Origin of the sequence: Chryseobacterium contaminans (assembly GCF_001684955.1) — a bacterium.
Lineage (GTDB): Bacteria > Bacteroidota > Bacteroidia > Flavobacteriales > Weeksellaceae > Chryseobacterium > Chryseobacterium contaminans.
In genome coordinates this window covers 40,080-59,946 of the sequence record NZ_MAYF01000002.1, presented here as the reverse complement: position 1 = coordinate 59,946, position 19,867 = coordinate 40,080, and the positions used below count along the sequence as shown (strand labels likewise).

At 37.9% G+C, this 19,867-nt stretch carries 6 protein-coding genes; all 6 read right to left on the bottom strand.

Going from position 1 to position 19,867, the window contains the following annotated elements; genetic code table 11:
• Nucleotides 1-6: 6 nt before the first annotated feature.
• The 6 genes from BBH99_RS00845 to BBH99_RS00820 all read right to left on the bottom strand — a co-directional run bounded on the left by BBH99_RS00845 (nucleotide 7) and on the right by BBH99_RS00820 (nucleotide 19,743).
• Nucleotides 7-1,605, bottom strand: a complete 1,599-nt coding sequence (locus BBH99_RS00845; protein WP_066690716.1) for a hypothetical protein — start codon at nucleotides 1,603-1,605, stop codon at nucleotides 7-9.
• A 2-nt stretch (nucleotides 1,606-1,607) separates the two neighbouring features.
• On the bottom strand, nucleotides 1,608-2,978 hold the full coding sequence (locus BBH99_RS00840; RefSeq protein ID WP_066690713.1) for a hypothetical protein: 1,371 nt from the start codon (nucleotides 2,976-2,978) through the stop codon (nucleotides 1,608-1,610).
• A gap of 2 nt (nucleotides 2,979-2,980) precedes the next feature.
• Entirely contained in the window at nucleotides 2,981-4,735 is a 1,755-nt protein-coding gene (locus BBH99_RS00835; RefSeq protein ID WP_066690709.1) for a hypothetical protein, read from the bottom strand.
• A gap of 65 nt (nucleotides 4,736-4,800) precedes the next feature.
• The gene (locus BBH99_RS00830; RefSeq protein WP_066690706.1) at nucleotides 4,801-6,471 is read right to left on the bottom strand and encodes a hypothetical protein; all 1,671 of its coding nucleotides are present in this window, start codon (nucleotides 6,469-6,471) and stop codon (nucleotides 4,801-4,803) included.
• Nucleotides 6,472-6,556: 85 nt separating this feature from the next.
• On the bottom strand, nucleotides 6,557-12,817 hold the full coding sequence (locus tag BBH99_RS00825; RefSeq protein WP_066690696.1) for a hypothetical protein: 6,261 nt from the start codon (nucleotides 12,815-12,817) through the stop codon (nucleotides 6,557-6,559).
• 11 nt (nucleotides 12,818-12,828) lie between these two features.
• The gene (locus BBH99_RS00820; RefSeq protein ID WP_066690693.1) at nucleotides 12,829-19,743 is read right to left on the bottom strand and encodes a hypothetical protein; all 6,915 of its coding nucleotides are present in this window, start codon (nucleotides 19,741-19,743) and stop codon (nucleotides 12,829-12,831) included.
• Between the last annotated feature and the right edge of the window lie 124 nt (nucleotides 19,744-19,867).

Genomic DNA, 19,867 nt, shown 5'->3' with positions numbered 1-19,867 from the left:
ATGGTACTATTTTTCAATAATAGCTTTCAGGTTTTCTATTTCTTTATTCTGAGAAATGACATATAGTGTTAGCTCTTCAATCTTCTGAAGCAGTTTCATTTGGAAGTCTCCCAGATTAACACCGTCTTTTTTAATGGCGTCTCCGGAAGGAATCTCCGGAAGGTGCTTATTTTCTTTTACAAAAGCTTCCAGTTTCTGAAGTGTTGGCATCTGATAGTCCGGTCTGAGGGAAGATTCTCCGTCAAAATATTTCTGGAAAACATAATCCGCAGGAACATTCATGTCTACTATCACATCTTCTGCATGAATTTTTCCTTTTACAGTAAGCTTCTGGTCTGGATTTCGAGTCCCTATTCCTACATTTCCACCAGGGGTTATTCTCATAAGCTCTGACATCGTAACTGGTGAGTCCTGTGCTATTTTCTCATAAGCAGAAGACAAAAACCTGATTCCATCATTCCCTGTAGTAACTGCTGTCTTATAACTAGGATAGGATCCACTGCCTGACAACCAGCCATAAGCTGTTTTATTATCAGCTTTTACCCCATAACTCATATAAGTTTCAGCACCACTTCTTAACGATCCCCAATTATTTACTGAGCCATTTTCATAACGGATAGCAAATGCATTGATTCCTTCTGTTGCATCGGTTATACCAGCAACGATATTTCCCCTAACATCTAATTTAGATATTGGATTAACGGTTCCTATTCCTATATTTCCATTTGGCATTATACTTAATCTTGTTTGTTTATTGGTAACTATATTAATAGCACCATAAGTACCATCATCAATATTATTAACAATATTAAAATCCCCATAAGAACCATATCTGAAATTGGTTCCGGTAAACAAAGAGTTTAGCTCAAGGTCTGCTGTAGAATGATACTTTAATTGTACAATATTACTTCCTCCGGCAGCTTCATTTCTATCAAACATCGCTCCTACAACATTGGAGTGCCCCTTATCTTTTGGTGCCATTACATGGAGACTTGTTTCCGGTAAAGAGGTTCCTACTCCCAGATTATAATTATAGTTAATATGATGCACTCTTTGCCCTGTAAGAGCATTAGTATAAACATCTGAAAGTTTTACCTCACTAAGGTCCTGCGTATCAAACGGGCAATGATAAGTAATTCTGACATCATATATATTACCTGAAAAATGAGTGTGATAAATAGGTATTTTATATTGATTAATAGCAGCGTCCCAAACAATGTCTCCAATATAAATATGATTCGTAATAAGTCCTGCTGCTTCTACAATTCTTGATGTGGGTGTATACCACACTCCGTTATCCGGATTGAATCCTACCTGAAACAGTTTCTTAATATTTCCAACGCTATTCCAGTACATCCATGTTCCCACAATTTCTATTTCAAGCCTCCCTGACATTCCCCTATTTCCTAGAAGGATATCTACAGCCTGATCAGCTACATTATGAGGAAAATCTAAACTTAGCCTTTTCTCAAAATAATTCTTAGGAAACAGCTGTGGATCTTCCAGGTTGGCAAAACTATCCATTACGTCACCAAACTGTCCTTCAGTTGGTCTTTTTCCTGCTTTAAAATAATTTTTTAATTCTGTTATTGTTTTTTTTGCCATAATTAATTAGGTTTTAAATCAATCTCCTTTTTAAGAGCAATGATATACAAGGTTAATTCTTCAATTTTCTGAAGTAATTTGATCTGAAAATCTCCTATGGACAATCCATTGTCTGTCATTTCTTTAGCAGAAGGAATTTCCGGAAGATGGTTCTTCTCTGTGATAAATTTTTCGAGTTCATTAATTCCCCTTAAATTATAATCGGCTGCAAAAACATAGTCTGCTGTTGGGGTAGCAGACACTACAAAGTTTTTAGCTTCTACTTTCCCTTGAAAGGCTGCATTACCATTTCTGTTAATAACCAGTTGCCGCCCTTCAGCATATGTTCCACTAGAAACTACAAAAGTATCTGGGCCTGCATTTCCAAAAAACCAATTGTTGCTGCCGTCCAATAATCTGGTCTGGATACCCTGGGTATATCCACCATAATTTTCACTTCTGTCTAGATAAATGGTTGGTGAATAATCAAAAATCCTCTGACTTCTGGATTTTGCTTCTCCGTAAACATCAATATTTCCACCGAATGAACTTTGTCTGTTTTCAGGATTAAATGTCACAATTTGATTTTCATACTTTCCTATATAATATCGGTTAATATTATTTTGCACTCCTACAGCTCCAAAACCTCCTGTATTTTGAGTTCCATCGGATGAAACAAAATTATACCCTCTTGCCCACATAGTCTCATACCCTTTGATTCCGACTCCTCCTACAACAGGAGAATCAGCATCAAATAATATTCTTCCCTGGATATCTAATGAAGCAGCAGGGTTCTTTGTTTTTATTCCTACATTTCCGTGGTAGTGTACATAATGTTTCTTCTGACCTATAAGCGGATTGGTATAAACATCTGAAAGAACTGCTTTATCTACCATTGCGTTTAATGTAGAATGTTGCACCAGTCTTACTACATAATCGTTACCCCTTGAGTTTGTATGATAAATAGTTATTTTATATTGTTTAAGGGTATTATCCCAAACTATATCACCAATATAAATATTATCGACAATCTCTCCTGAAGCTTCAATAACTCTTGATAATGATGGTCTCCAAATACTATTATCATTAAAGGCTCCAATAACTATCTGCTTTTTAATGACTCCTACACTATTCTGGAAATTGTAAAAACCAGTAATTTCCACTTCAACCCATCCATCAATGCTCACATTTCCTAGCAATATATCTATTGCCTGATCTGCCTGTTGCTCAGGAAAAGTAAATCTCAGGTTATTTTTTTCCTTATAATGGGTTGAAAATACATTTGGATCATCCCAATGGGTAAAACTGTCTATTAAATCTCCAAACTGGCTTTCAGTTGGTCTTCTTGCTGCTTTGAAATATTCTTTTAATTCCGGTATACTTTTTTTAGCCATGATTAGTTTGCTTTTAAAACATCAATCTCTTTTTTCATGGAGATCATGTATAGTGTTAATTCTTCAATTTTCTGAAGCAGTTTAATTTGAAAGTCTCCTACTGACAATCCACTATCTGTCATTTCTTTAGCAGAAGGAATTTCCGGAAGATGGCTTTTTTCAGAAATAAATTTTTCAAGCTCATCAATTTCTCTTAAATTATAATTGGATGCAAAAACATGATCTGCTGTAGGTGTAGCTGTAATAACTACATCTTTTGCTTCCAGTTTACCAAAAATGGCAACATTTCCATTTGCTTTCCATTGCAAAGCGATCTTTTCTACTCCTAAATTATCTTGCTTTACCCCTAAAGCACCACCACTGTATCCATAAAGTACTGGGCCATCTATAACAGTATTAGCAAAAGTTTTATGAGTATACTTTAAGCCGTGATTTGTATCAAAGCCTGATAATTGTAAGGTAGATTCACCCGCAATGGAAATATTACCAGCTACATCCAATTTAGCTTGAGGGCTTGCAGTTCCAATTCCCACATTTCCATTATCTGCAATCGTCATTCTGGAACCATAGCTATTTCCATCTGCAGAATAGCTCCAGAACTGTAATCCGTTGCCATATCCTCCGGTCATATTATAGATGGCCCATTGATGAGCAGTACCTGCTGTTTTATTAGGGTTCTGTAAAAATACAGCTCCTCCTTCATTACTAGCTACCTGTGATGTAATTATCCCTCTTACATCAAGCTTCTGCTGTGGATTCTCTGTTCCAATTCCTACATTTCCATTGGGACTAATTCTCATCAATTCAGACATATTAACCGGAAGATCTAAAGCTGTCTGCTGATGGCTTGAACTAAAAAATTTAATTCCTTCACTTCCTGTAACTACTGCTGTATTAGAGCGAGGAAAAGCACCACTGGTAGATAACCATTTTAATCCGGCATAAGGATCTGCTCTAACACCAAAACTCATATAAGTTTCTGCACTGCTTCTTAATGATCCCCAGTTATTTACCGAACCATCTTCATAACGAATAGCCATTGCGTTATTTCCTTGTGTTCCGTCTCCCTGTCCTGCATAAATAGTTCCTCTGACATCCAGCTTACCTTTGGGAGCTTCAGTTCCCATTCCTACATTTCCGTCTTTATTTACTTTTAGGGCTACTTTAGCACTCTCACTTGACAAAAGATTGCCCACCCAAAGATTCCACTCATTGGTCATAGGCTGAAGAGGAATAGAATCAGAGGTATTTCCTCTGATATCTATAGAAGCCCATACATCATTTTTATTAATGGATCTTACTTTAATAAAAACCCTTAATACCTGATCAGCAGAACCATAGGTATGAACTGCCCTGATACGAAACTTATTGGTTCCACCATTAACATCGATGGTGAAATTATAGTTTATGTTACCATCAACATAATTATTTTCATTGATGGTTCCACATTCTCTCCAGATATTGGGATTTGAATGCGAAACCGCTGCAATATGCGTTGCTCCACAAGCAATATTTCCTCTTGTATAGGCTAACGATACTTCAAAAAACCCACCTGCACCTACACTGGATGGGGCGAAATTTAAAAATTCCACATAATCTCCTACCTGATAATTGGCAGGGAATTCTACTATGGTTGAATATTCTGATGATTCGTCTACATGAACATAGCTATCTATAAGATCACCAAACTGACTTTCAGTAGGTCTCTTTCCAGCCTTAAAATACTCTTTTAAAGCTGCAATTGTTTTTTTGGCCATAATTTGTTGTTTTTTGATGATTATTCTTTCCTGTTATTGGCTTAAACAGGAAAGTTTTTGTTTATTTAAGCCAAAACTTCTAAGGTAAATTGGCCCAGATTTATGATCTTCAAATCTTTTGTGATATAAATCTTTATATAGTTCATTGGTTCTACCACAGCAGCAGAGATTCCTTTTAACTGAAGATTAATTGATGAAGATGCTGACAGGTTGATGATTTTAATTTCCTGTTGAGAATATGATTCCGTTATATTACAAACCATATCTGACAACTGATTACCTGTGATTGTAATAAATTGTGTTTCATCGTTTACTTCCAGATAAAAGGTTGAATCAATTTCATATTCTTTCTTGCCGGACAGATTATTTTCTGTGGATTGAGCAAAGGATACTTTTTCTGGTGATAATGTAGCTTTGGATGCTGAATTTAACTGATTGATAACCCAATCTCTTGAAGCAATCTGTCTCCAGGCTCCTTTACCATCACCGGATTGGAACCACAGATTATCCGAGTTATCTCTGGCTCCCAATAATCTTGTTGAAACAGCTGCGTTACCAAAAGAGATTAGCCCTCCTGCTTGCGTAAAAGGCAAATTGACAGACGCTGTGCTCACTGTTGCTGCATAAGTTCCTACCGGCACAGCCAACATATCGTTTTGATAAGGCAGTGCATTAACAGGAGTAGCATAATTTATGGGTAGGTATTTTCCTGCATGATTGCCCCAGCCATAAGCCGTATTCCATTGGTCTGAGCTTCCATTATTTAGTGTGCTGATCACTCCTGTACCTGATATCTTTACCAGTTCAATAAGAGAAACTGCAGAACCATTCACTGTACTGCTATTCGCTTTGTTAAAGGAAAAACCTTTGTGATTATTGACTGTAAAAGCCCAGGAATTTAAGCTACCTCTTGGCTGAATAAAGTCTGTTCCGTTAAACTGAAGGTTGTGCCCCATCCATATTCCATAACCGGGAGTGTTAGTTCCTGAAATATTGGTATGAAAAATAGATGATCCTGCTGCTACCTGAGATCCGAAAAGTAAGTTATAATTATCTACGTACTGAGTTCCGTTCGCGCTAATAATTATCTGACCGGTTCCAACTGTGTCTCCCGCAGGTCTTAAAAATATTCCACTTGTAGAACTGCTGGATGTTCCTGATAATATTGTGTTGGCACTGTCTGCCCTTAGTTTATTAATTCCCAGATGCTGAACCTGTAATGAACCCTGATAGGTATTCAGGCCACCGGCAAAGGTAACATCTCCTCTTACATAAGCATTTCCTATTACATCTAATGCATATCCGGTAGTAGGAAGTACTGAAGAACTTCCCCCTATAGCCACTCTCTGATCTGAGGTCCATCTGATTGCATTTTTACCATTATAAGCAGTTCCTCCAATAAATCCCCAATTCATTGTTACTGAGCCGGTATTGGTTACTGCCCCATAATATCCAAAACTGTCAATATCTCCATTAGAACCCGTCAGTTTTGTAAAGTATCTGGAAAAGTTGGTGTTAGTCGTTATATCTGACAAATCCCTGGAAATATATGTTGTGCTGGCATTTCCCAAACTTAAAACACCTGTCATTTTGCCTCCTGAAAGTGGTAGATAAGCATTAGGATTAAAAGCGTCCATATGGATATAACTATCAATTAAATCTCCAAACTGGCTTTCAGTTGGTCTCTTTCCAACTTTAAAATATTCTTTTAATGCTGCAATTGTTTTTTTTGCCATAATTTTTTTGTTTTTGATAAACAGTCCCCCTTTCCTACCGGTAAGGAGGAACTGTTTTATCTTTATTAGTTATGTGAAAGGTTAATTAAGGTCTTACAATGAAAGTTCCCTGTAAGATCATTCCGTCTGTTCCGTCATGGGAAATTCCACCTATATCTGTCCAGGTTTCTTCTTTGTATATCGTAAGAATCTTTTCTTCGGTACTGAACATATTAGATGTATTCTGAGATACCATCTTGAAGTGATGATAAAGTACTCTTCCTTCTGCATCTTTAATCTTCATAGGATCCAATCCTAATTTTTCAACAGGAAGGAAAAACTCATTTCCAGTCATGTCAAATGTTTCTGTAAGGAACCATTCTTCTTTATTGGTTGCCGGATTATTCCCATAAACATACAGTTTTGCTTTTGAAGTATCTTTCTCATCTGTGTCTATTCTGGCGATTTCTTTCCAGTTCCCCGTTGGGCTCATTTTATAAAGGTGGTATTTTCCTTTATAGCAGACTTGATCCCAGGATAGGATCACCCAATTGATCACATCCGAATCTACTGGCTCTGAATGATATCTTAATACAGGTGCAGGCGGATTATAATTTTCAACCAACATAGTTACCGTTGTCTTTGAAGGTAATGACGGAGCCTGTTCCTGTACCGTTTTAGAAGCAGGAGGTGATACGTTATAATCTATTGTAGTATACTCTACTTTTCTGGAAGCAACTACACGATAGAACAACGGATCTCCGTAAGGTTTTTCATCCAGATCTTCAAATTCATCGTACACTGTCCACGATCCGTTTTCAGGATTCACTTCCACATCAGCAATTTTCACTGTTTTAATGTGCTTCATACTCAATATGGAATCTGCATCCAGTTTATTGGTTGCCCTGTAAATGGAAATTTCATTGATCTTGTGTACATCAGTATAGGAGTTCACTTCAATCCTTACTTTCGCAGAAATTCCCAATGTAGAATTATCCACTACCGGAAGTAAGCTTAAAATCTTTGGTGGTTCAGCAGGATTGGTGTTAACCAGTTTAATAGGTCCCTGGAATTTACTGAACTCTCCCATCTGCAATTGATTTCCCAATTCTCTTACTCCGTAGAAGTAGAAGTTATCCGAAGCTCCATCAAGTGTAAAATCGGTAAACAGTGTTGAATGAGGAGTTCCGCCCTGACCTTGGCTGTATATAGCTGCCATTGGGGCCATATCAAAATCCGCATGGGTAGTAGGCAGTAAATATCCTGAAGCATCCCTGATATTCTGTTTCTTATTTTTAGGCCTGTGCCCTTTCAGATCATTGAAATCAAAATTATGAATCTGCTGATAAATAACAGGTACTTCTGTAAGCGGCAGGAAGCAGTTAATCATTGCTTCTTTAATAAAATGTCCCAAACGTAATTCCTCAAACTTATTGGGAACTGCCTCAATCACATGATAGTTAATTGGATATTGTCCATTTTTCCACTTGGTTTCATCTAATAAGTTAGCATATCCACTTTGTCCTGCCTGGAGCCCAAAATGTTCGTTATGATTCGCAACAAAATAATTAATTGCATCCAATAATATTTTACTGTTTGGAAGTGGCAGGGCATATTTCACTGGGCTATCCGGTGGAAATGCTTCAAATTCTGTTTTCGTTGTATTAAGAAGCATTTCAAAATCCACGAAATTCATCCATCTGTCAGTAAAGAATTCTTCATCATTACCTCCAAGAGCATTAAGCCTGTTTTTAATTTCCTCAATCTTTAACGGTTCATATAAAGAAGCCAGCAATACGGCATTATTCGCTCTGAAAAACTGTACTGAATAAGGTTTATGATCATACTCTGTGATAAAGCTATAGGTTGACTTTCCGAATTTATCCGGTCTGGTTGCATACATAGAGCCTTTTGGCTTTCTTGGAGGCTTAGGTTCTACAATTCTATTGGCAAACATTACAGCAGGAACACTGAATTTAGATTTATACTTAGCTCCCTGCATATCCACATTATCATTATCAACACTCTTAAATCCAAAGATAGAGTATCTTACATCTTCATTTTCAGAAGGTAAAACAGCATTCTCAATTAAATTATTGGCTGCATTCTTATACAGATATACCCTGTAAGAAGGATAATAATTGACCTGCATATTTTTGCCCATAACAGGATCAGTAGGATATACTGGTGGAGTTATTGGTTTAGATGGCATTGTTGCCACATCATCAGGATGATAATTAAATATAGGTAAATGAGCCGCATTTTCTTTAATGCTGAAATTTTCATCGTAAATATATAATACAAGATCCTGGTTTGTTCCAATATTTTCTGTTTTTACCACTTTGAAAATAGATCTGGACTCTTTAGGAACTCCATTACCATAATCTTCTACGGTAAATAACCTTACAATACCATTAAACCATTCAACAGAATCTGAGGTGGGTGAAAACTGAGAATGCTTTGCCAGCTTGAATCCAGGGAATGTAACTTTATAAACCCCTCTATGGACCCTATAATCTTGAACCGGTTTATCTATAACTACTCCCTCACTGTTTTGATATTTATCAATTTTCTCATAATGCATCTCTATTTCAGCTGTTTTCCAGAATCCTCTACTCTTTTCAAGGAATCTCTGAACAGATCCATCTGATTGCTGTGTATGAATAATCTCTCTGTGAATTGTCCAATCATTGGTTCCGATTTTCACTTTCAGCGAGTTAGGGTTTTTCGGTCCCCAGGTTGGTGTATTCTGCATATTTTCCGTAGCGCTGAATAATCCTTCAGTTCCCGGACTGAATGTAGGAAGTACAAGACTGCTCTGATCGATCATCGGTGAAGTTCCTGCAATAATAGCTGCACTTGGTGCTTTTTTAAATACTGTAAACTTCAATCCTGTAGATTCCACTTCGATGCCGTTAATGATATAGCTTTCACCATCCAGTAAGAAAATTCCTCCGATAAAATCATTGATCGTTGTTCCTGCCGGAATTTCTGATTTTAAAATATTTAATGGAATTGAAGGCTGAGCAGGCATACCAGATCCCGGAGCAATGGTTCCTCCTGAACTTGGCAAGGTATAATCTACCGTTTTGATTTCTGCCAAAAGCTGATTACTTGGATGATGATGAATACTGGCCACCTTCGCAGAGATTTCCTTCATCGTATAATTCCTGTAGAAGATCTCTACTTCGTCTGCCATCACCTCTTTATCATCCGGGAAAACAGCATCCGGATTCAGGTAGTAACTATCCTGCAACGTTGAGTCAAATGGAATAGGATATACAATTTCATCCTGGTAAATATGATGATCAAATCCAAGTCTTACCAATGTTTTATCAGGGTCTGTAATTGCATTTCTACGATCCTGCTCACCTTGAGAAGTAAGGGTTACAGGATATTCTTTCTGGATAAGAAAAGCTGTTGTTGCCGTTGGAGGCAATAGCCTGTTGTTGGGTTTAATTTTGGTCTCGATAGACAGCTCTTCTCCTCCAACCTGCGCTCTTGAGAACCAGTTGATCCCATATCCTTTATAAAAATACGTTCCACTTTTATCCTGCTTATGCATATATAATGGAGCATACGTATCAGGAATCTGAAGAGGCAGTGTTTCAAAAGAGTCAGCCGCATTATCAATATTGGCATATTTAGTATCATGGCATAGTTCCGGCTTAATCCATTGATAATCATCTATTTTTCCAGGCTCTACAACACGATATTCCAGTCCAGCATATACCGGGAAGGTAAATGAAGACGCATTGAACTCCTGAGAATCCCCCATAAATGTAGGGTTTACTTCAATTTCGGGAACCTGTTGATTATAAATACTGATGTAACGATACTTTCCATTATGGGAATACCCTTCAGCATCATATAATCCGGCAGACTGAGGATTATTAGAGTCCATTCCTTTATTCAGCTTCATCAGCTTCACAGGTAATGAAAGCCTTTCAATCTCTGTAGAAACGGGAAGAGACATTGAAAGCAGCTGATAAGTCTTATCATCTGAATTAATATCCAGGTTTTTATTGGTATAATATTCTGCGATATAAATATACTCGTTTCCGAAAACATCATCTTTGATATCAAGATATCCCAATCCCAGCATTCTTGCAACATGGTAATCCAGAGCAGCAATATTCAAAATATCCAGGTTGGACACCTGCATATCTCCATCCTGAGGAAGATTCGTGCTAATATCAACTACTTGTTGTGAACCCGTAGGAGAAAGGTTAATTGAAATGGTTTCATTCGCTTTTGGATTCTGCTGGTCATTACTTAACTCTACATACCTTTTTACCACAGTCTGAATATCTCTGTCCAAAGGACCGGTAGAAGCATGTTCCCATTTCATCCGATAATTTTCTGTATTGACGTACGCTCCATCATTGTATCTCAGCCATGCTCCATGAACAGGGTTGTCACCCGGTAGAGGATCTAATCTGTCAAAGGCTCTGTCTCTCTCATCAGTAAGAGAAAATTCTCCCATTAATTTCCATGCGTTTGCCTGGTTTCTGCTGATGATAAAGTCTGAATAGAATTCAAATTTAATTCCGGTAACAAGGCAATGGGTTGGTCTGAAGCGCAATGTCTTTCCATTCTCAGCATTAAAATAGGTATTGGCAAGCCCGTTAAAGCTATAAGGGTGTGCCCTGTAAGAAAGCTGCTGTTGGGATAGGTTGTTGGGTTCTGCAATAGAAAGAGCTTCCAGCTCTACCACTGAATCCGACTGCTGATTTTCCACCCTTAGTTCTGCGGCAAAGAAAATGTCTGTTTTACAAAGAATTTCTACAATTTCATTACCATATTGCTCCATGAATTTAAGAGGATCAGTCATCGGGTTGACAGATTGCCTTACCTGAGCATATTTTGTTTTATTTTTGAAATAGACATAAAAGATTCTACTGTCATTATTAAACTTATATACCCACATCTTCTTACTTTCATCAATAAGCTGAGGAGATTCCGTAAAATCCAGGCTGAATATTTTCTTTTCATAAAGGGTTCTGTATACTTTTACAAAATCATCAGGTTTATTGAAATTGTTTTTATTATCCGTCAGTTTACCTTTAGGAAGGTGATTTTCCCCCAATTTACCACCGAAAGCCCATCTCAGGTGAATTCCTTTGGTACTGTCTTCTCCTCTGGATCCAGCAGCCTGAAGATAGAAATTAGGGGTTTGTAATCCTGAAAATTCATTAAAAGTAATCTCTGTTCCGTCACCACCATTTGAACCACATGCATTTTCATTAGCATAAGGCTTATTGATGATATCAAAATTAAGGTCTTCTTCCTTAAAATCTACTTTGTTGGAGATATAGAGCGCTTCTTTGTACTTATACCCCTCTAGTGATACATTGGTATTATTAGTAGGCGAGGTAAAACATGTATTAATGCCAGAGCTGACAAGTCCTGTAAAATCGGAAGTATGTGTACCTCTTATGGTCACTTCATTTCCTACAATCTGATCAATATAAAAACCTTTGACTAATGACTGCTGCGTCCATACAGGTGTATAATTATAATCAGAATAGCAGAAGCTAGAACCTGCACCTGTAGTTGCATAGAAAAAGTCTTTACCATGGATAAATTTTACTGATTGAGAACCCCAGTCTTTAAATAAAAATGCTCTGTCACCGGGTGCCAAAAGAACAGGTATATTGTTAATTTTACCTCCCAAATGCAGCTCATAGCTACCTTGTTGGTTCGGGCGGCAATAAACTCCGTTTAATACAACAGGAATCCCATTCACAGAAGGATATTGAGCTGTCATTACCGGCTCATTTACCTGCCCGTAGAAAGACACACCGCGTGTTACTCCATTCAGGGTTTCATTAGCACTGATATGAACAATTTCACTAAAGGTACTGATCCCGGTTACTTCCAGGGTTGCCCCTGGAGTACCGTTATTAATAATATCTGTTCTGGAATCTACCTTTCCTTCCCATCCGGTTAGTAAAAGAGTTCCGCTGGTCTTTGTGTTTACACTATGAAAAGTAAGGTAAATCAGTGAATCAGCAAAAATGTCAGCAAAAATACGTCTTTCATCAGTTTCAATCGACGGAAAAACTTTACACCATAGTACTTCTCCAGTTCCTTTGATCCTCATCACAACAGGAGTTTTATAGGCGGTTACCCCTACCACGGCGAAATCACCGTTTTTGAATGGGATTACCTTAACAAAGGTAGTATATCCTCCTTGAGGAGATTTGAAAGCTCTGTTCCATTTCAGGTTACCGCTTTCGTCAAGAACTGTAATCAGCCCAACGGAATCAATACTTCCTACCTGCATTACATTTCCCTGGCTTCTTGTAGAAGAATTGATTAATCCTTTGGAACTTATATAATTATGATTTTTAAAAAAACTCATTTTAGATTTAATTAATTGTTTAGTTTTAATTCGTTGATTGTCACTCTGCTTCCCGGAAATTCAGTATAAGCTGATCCATTCCAGTATTTATACATAAACTGCAGTTTTAATTTCAGATCTTTGATCTTATTGCTCTTATGCACGACTAAAATCTGAGAATAATCTTTAGAAAAGATTAATTGGAAATCTTTATTATGCTCGTTTAAGCCGTCAAGAACTTTAAGACATTCCCTCACTTCTTTCAATGGAATTCTAGGATCATTGAATGGCTCCGGATTCCTTATCAGTAATGCAACTACGTCATTATTGGTATTGACTATTTTAACAAATTCCGTATTGGTTGGCGGATTTAATGGTTTTAGCCCCATTACTCCTTCAAAAGCACGGTCAAATACTTCGGAATAGGTATTGGCAAGCCCTTTTAAGTTTGGATTTTCAATACCTTCTGAAGCTAAGATATAAAGGTCATTAAGCTGTTGTGGCTTAAGATCTGCTTTCACTTCATAGATAGCATCTTTCTGTCCGATCACTTCGTTTTTATCATTGTATTCTTTCAGCTTATAACTTTCTACCTGCTCTTTGAAATCCTTGTATCTTGAAGTTCTGAATACAAATTCATGAATCTTCTGGTTTTCTTCATATACTTTGTAAGGATCTTCCGTTGTTGGTGCAGGCTGTGGATTATAATTTCCGTTGCCGTCATCATCAAAGGCATTGTAAATAATGGCTGTATATAATTTTTCCGGACTCAGATCTTCCAGCTTAACCGAGTATTTATATGCTTTTGGGGTAACGGGCTTTCCAAGATTAATGGTACAAGCCATCCCTATATTGCTTTGGTTAACGTGATTCACATAGTTAAGCATCTGCTGAATTCCCAATGGTAAATTCGGATCGTCTTCTTCCCAGATTTCTTTAGTTACCGGTATTGTTTCATGTTTTGTCCATGTAGTAGGCAATGGATATGGAATACTAATACCCGTTACAGGATCTTTAATTGCGATATTAATACTTCCTTTGATCTCTCCTATATCCATTCCATTTGCATTATGAGCAGCCCATGTTTTAAGCATATTGTAGATATAAGGCTTGGTAAATGAAAGTACAATTTTGCTCTGTTCATTACCGTAGAATAATGGTTTTGACATTAGAAGATCTCCATCTACATTAGGATATGATTTTTTCATATCGATATATGATTTCAGGGAAGTAATTGGATATTCATCTATATTTTTCTTCTTATCAGGAATTGGATTGCCATGTTCATCTTTAAGATTTTCAATATAACTTTCCTTTTTCTTTTCAAAGTGCCCGATAGGCCCTGCCGTTTTAAAAGCGAAGTAATAATCAATGATATGCGGTGTATCTCCGTTTACATTATCTTTCAGTTTAAGGTTGATGTAGTATACACTGTTGGGTCTCCAAACCGGCTGTACCACTTTGCTCATTGCCTCCTGCATCAGCTGCATATCTTCTGTTACAGCATCTTGTGATGGAATGGTCTGCTGATATTCATAATCTTCAGCCGTTACCCATCTCACCTGATGGAACAATGTATAACAAAGGTTGGATGTATTTCCACTACCATCATCATCACTACATCCGCAGTTTCCTAGTCTAAAAATGATGTCGTGAATATCTTTTGTTAACTGTACTGCCACAGACATCTTAGCACCTTCGGTATTCAGATAGCTTCTCAGTTTCTCCACAAGCTCTCTCACATATCCTGCCCCTTGGATCAGGTTATATTGTGGGAACTCTTTATCAAACTGGTAGATGGCATCAATGAATATTAAGAAACATTTTGAACTGTATCTTAGCTGGGTTACTTCATCTACTCCCTGATAAACAATACACTGGTTAAGATTATACATAAGCCCTGTAAGGAAATCGCAAAGTTTTGTATCTTTTGTACAAGGTTCTTCTACAGAACTACATCCGCAATCAGGGGTAAACTTCAGATTGAGAGGCTTTGGAGTAGTCTTGCTCACCTTAATAATCACCGCTTTGTTCGTTGTTTCTTTCGGATAATCACTTGAATAGCAGATATCAATACCATCCGCTTTATCTGAAATTTTTGTGATTACACTATTATATTTAATAAACTGGCTGGTAGGACCATAAGGTAAAACCAGGAAAATTACGGAATGAGTATTGAAATCAACAAATGGCGGAGTGTTTCCTCCTGTTATCATCATATACTGGGTTTCATAATCTGCCCACTGAGTGGCTAGATTAGACATATTAAAGTTTACGTTTCCATTACCCCATACTCCATTATAACCATTTTCAACATGCATCACATTAAAGTCAAGCTCCTTACATTGAGAGGTTGTACATCCTCCTTCTTTCAGTTTTTTTAACTGTTCAGCAAGTTCATTGTATACAGCCTGTTGTTCCGGTGAAAGGACAACGCTGGTTACCTCACCCGTTGTATTAGCCGTTGCATTGGCCCAGATCTGATCAATTTGTGCATTGATAGCATCAATCTCCTGCTGGTTGGCATTATAAGGAATAATTTCAATCTTACTTACATACTGACCACCATGATTAACTGCTTCATACACCAGTTTTGATGCCAGTTCGGCTTTGGTTTTGGTTACTTCTTCAATCAGAGCATAATTCTGATTAATAGCATTAGAGAATACATCTTTATAATATCTTACCCTCACTGAGCTAGCCATTGTAGAAAGGAATAACTCTATACTTGCTGATGCTTCAGGAAGTAAAAGAACCATTGTATTTCCGTTGGTAATCTTTAAGGATTTAGAGAAATTATGCGGGTTAGAAGCATTTGAAACCATCATATAATCCGTTGTATCCGATACTGTTCCTAAAAGGTTGTAATAGGCCCCATTAATGAAGTTATAAGGTGCTCCTGCCGGTGGATAATATACCGTTCCTACCGTTTTATCCTTCACATCAGATTCATGCCATACTTTTTCTGTTTTTGTACAGAATAATGATGAAGCCGTAATTCCATATTGTTCAGGAATAAACCACCCCGGTTGTGCAGAATCCAGGAATGAGAATGGCGTAGATGCCAAAATCCTGATGGTATCATACTTATCATTGGTTTTCTGCCAGAATCCTAATTTAAATTTATCCAGATTAGCGATGCTGTTTGCTTCATTCTGGGTAAGCACGGCTCTGTAAGGGTTATATTTATTCCATGCAGTTCCTTGTTTATTAAGAATTTTAATCTCTACATCTTCAATGGAATACTGGTGTTTTACCTGACGAAGAACATGACCTCCCGGCTGTGTTTTCTGAGGCGGGATAAGATCTGTAAATTCACTTGCTCCGTTGGTATGGCCTCCGATTTTCTCACCTGCAGTAGAAGTTGGAATAAGTCCTTTTTCAATTTTGATATCAATATATGTATCCAATGGAATGGTAGGCAGCTTTTCATGATCTTTAACAGATGGTAACGGTGCATTACCAACCTGTACAACAGGAAGATCAAAGGTCTCACTGGTCAACATATGGACTCCTTTCACCGCATTTTTCAATCTTTCTTCTTTCGGATAATCAATCTCTGGCGGATCTGATTCGTAAGTAAGAGGCGGTACAGCGGTTGTATCTACCTTATCATTTTTCTCCCATTTGATGCTTAGGTGAACTTTAAGCTTAATTTTAATGAACAGCAACTTAATCTTCAGTTCGAATTTGAATTCTGCCAGGATCAGGAACGGGAATACAAGCTCTACTCTGAAATAGATCGAGATAAACAGGGCAACACTTACGATGAATAGATTGATCTCTGCTCCTCCTTCCACATAAATGTATCCTCCTACCTGTGGCCTTTCAAAACTGATGTGGGCTCCCACTTCAATAGCGGCATACACTTTTACAATGATCAGGTTCAGGTTAAAATCTACCCTTGCGCCGGCTTCAATTCCTTTGGCGGCAATCATCAGATACGATTCTGCCTTAATATTCACCGAATCTTTAAACAGACTGGCTCTGATTGGCTTATCCCTTGTTCCGAAATTAACATACCATGGTCTTTGATTTTTAAAGAAGAAGCCCATCTGAACTTCGGCCTTAATATCAATGAATGATCCGTTATTTTTGTTAAGCTGGAAGTTACCTCCCGCTCCGATTTCCAGTGAATTATCACCTACGATCACGAAAGCATAGAATGGCGGAACTTTAGGATCATCTTCCGTCAGTCCAAGACGCTCACTGATGATCGTTAATCCGGCATCAATAGCAAACATACTTGGTACTGAAAGCAATACCATGGCTCGTAATGAGGCAAGACGTCCGTCTAGAGTTGCCAGGGAAGCCCCTGCTCCAAAAGAGAATGGTGCACTATACTTCTGCGTAAACTGAGGTCCGATAAATTTATCCGTATTGATTCCTCGCTGCGGATGTACATAGTAATCGTACCAGGTATCGTTTTCTGTCATTCCGATAGCCTCTTTATGGGCTACATATCGGTATCCGATGAGTCCCCTGAATCCGAAAATACCAAATGAACCTAATGGAATCACAAACGGAAGTTCTACGCTTGCATCTACCAGGAATCCCGGATATTTAGGATCAAAAGCCATTTCTGCAGAGCCGGAAATATTCATTTTTGGCAGCTGAAGAGAAACTTTTCCTCTGTATTCTGTAGATTTCCCTGGTTCCGGAATGGTAAGAGCCCCTTTGATAATGGCTACGGCAGCACTTGCACTCGCTGTTCCCGGAATGACAAGATCTACTTCAAGGGTTGAGATATGGAAATAAGAATCTTTATATTCCTCAATATTCCCTCCGTATTTCTCAACCATTTCATCGTTATCTGCAGTATAATAATATTTAACCCCATTACCTCTTACATCAAGACCTAATGGATTGATATTGATACCACCATCAAATCCGATATAATTATAGGTACGCATTTTGTCTTTATACATACGCTGAATAGTTCCCATGTGGATGGCTGTAACCGCCATACGTACCGGACCTAAATTCAGATGAAGGTTGGTTGGAATGATAGAACTCCCGCCCGCAATTTCAAATTTACCGTTGGCGTAATAACGGATAGCCGGCAGATCGATTCCTTCTTTTCCTAACAATTTTTCTCCGAATGATCCTTCAGGGAAGGTAATTTTGGTATCTGCCTCCACATAGAAGTTATCATTTTTCTTTCCGATTTCTATTCTTTGCAAATAAAAGGTAAGGATGTTGAAAAGATTCATTGGCAGACCAAAAGGTAAAACGGCAGCAGAAAGTTTAAAGTTTTCTTTGCTCTCCCATTCCCCTATGACATCAATGATCATATCCTGTCCATCATACTTTTTGAACTTCTTAATCTTCAGTCCGGCATGTAGTGAGGAATGCACTACCTGCCCCTGATGGAAATCAATATCAAATTTGCTGAATCCTAATTCCCATGACTTTTCAGAATCTTTCCCAAGATTAAACCACAGGGTACGGTTAGCATCATCAAGACTATCAACAGACAGGCTTGCCAGAAACTTATAATAGTCTTCTTCTTTCTGGAATTCCCTGTAATCTCCTGCAACGGTTCTTAATCCCATTGGATAAACAAATTTAAGCTCAGAAGGTGATGCCAAACCGTTCATGAAAGTCATCAGTTCATCCATGTCATGAATAGTTGTTTCATTAGAACTGCTCATGGATTTCACTTTCAGATTATCATAATCCAGCGTAAAAAACTTGCTGAAATAATCAACAACTTTTGTTTCAGTTCCTACTGTCTTTACGGCGTAGGTAGGTCTAATAGCAATATTTCCTGAAAGTCCTCCGGTTCCGATCAGCATATGATTGGCTGAAATACCGATGGTCTGCTGAGTATTTCCTTCTGGATTTTTCTTTTTAAACCATTTTTTAGGAAGGAAAATCTCGGTGTATTCCATATAGACTCCCATAAATTCCTTAGGTCTTCCGTCTGCATCGGCTTCAGCAATATTTTCCGTTTTGCTGAGGTCAATTTTAAGGTTGTGAATATCAATGATAAAACCTGTGTTTCCAATCTGAGCAGGGTTACTCATATTCAGGACCAGATCCATATTGTATCCGAAACCTTTTTCAGTATCCGCATAGAATAAAGCTTCCCCGAAGCTGAGGGTTACTTTTTTAGTTTCATCTTCAATAACTTCTAAAGGAGCAGTCGGGTGCTTTAATGGGTTTACTGGTTTTAAAATACTTCTTGGAAACTCAATCGCTGCCGACAGCATTAAGGTTGCCTTGAATTTCGGAATGGCTACTTCTTTGATGAACTCATCAATATCTTGTGGCATTAAAGCTTTGAAGTAGGTTTTTACCTTTTCTGCTGTCTCCTGAAGATCGTTTGAAAGTAAATACGTTGCAAAAGCAACAAGGGATGCGTATTTTTGATTTGAGTTCTGGTAGATATCTTCTACAATTTTTGTTATTGTAGTTGCTTCGTTTACTACCAGTCCTAAATTATGCTTAGCATTAATATCACTCGCAAACTGCATCAGAGGTGTGATATTCTGATTCGCTGGAGAGACAAATGTGTTCACAAAGTGCGCGATGGCCTGTTCTTCCGTTACGTTGAGCACCCTAAGGGCCACCTCGAAGATCTGCTGAGGTTCAAAGGAGAAGTTTCCTAAGCTGAAGTAGCGTAAATACGCCAGGATCTTCCATTGGTATTCAACGGTAATGGGAAATGCGGAGATCGCGGTGTCATCTGTTCCGTTCAGGACCAATGAAATCCCCGTTCCCGGAATTTCAATATCGATTCTCTTGGAAACGACAGATAAACTGTAAAACGCTGAATCTCCTTTCGGCCCTTTACTATACTGTAAATCTTTATAATAGATTTTATCGAGGAGGTTAGTAATCCCCGGTTTTAAGAATCCCAGAAGGTCCGGGATGTCGTCTTGTGTAACCACAGAGGATAACCTCGGGTAATACCTGTGTGTTACCGGTGTTTGATTTGACATAAAAATAATTTTGTGTTTGGGTGAGTGGAAGGCTTTCGTTTAGGCAAACAAAAGCCTTATTAAGTAGGGTTTACTTAATTTCTCGTGGTGTTGGAATGTTTCCTAATTGGTTGCCTGATTATCA

Coding starts and splice junctions, on each gene's coding strand:
- BBH99_RS00845 (WP_066690716.1), bottom strand. CDS start 1,605: ATGGCAAAAAAAACAATAACAGAATTAAAAAATTATTTTAAAGCAGGA.
- BBH99_RS00840 (WP_066690713.1), bottom strand. CDS start 2,978: ATGGCTAAAAAAAGTATACCGGAATTAAAAGAATATTTCAAAGCAGCA.
- BBH99_RS00830 (WP_066690706.1), bottom strand. CDS start 6,471: ATGGCAAAAAAAACAATTGCAGCATTAAAAGAATATTTTAAAGTTGGA.
- BBH99_RS00835 (WP_066690709.1), bottom strand. CDS start 4,735: ATGGCCAAAAAAACAATTGCAGCTTTAAAAGAGTATTTTAAGGCTGGA.
- BBH99_RS00820 (WP_066690693.1), bottom strand. CDS start 19,743: ATGTCAAATCAAACACCGGTAACACACAGGTATTACCCGAGGTTATCC.
- BBH99_RS00825 (WP_066690696.1), bottom strand. CDS start 12,817: ATGAGTTTTTTTAAAAATCATAATTATATAAGTTCCAAAGGATTAATC.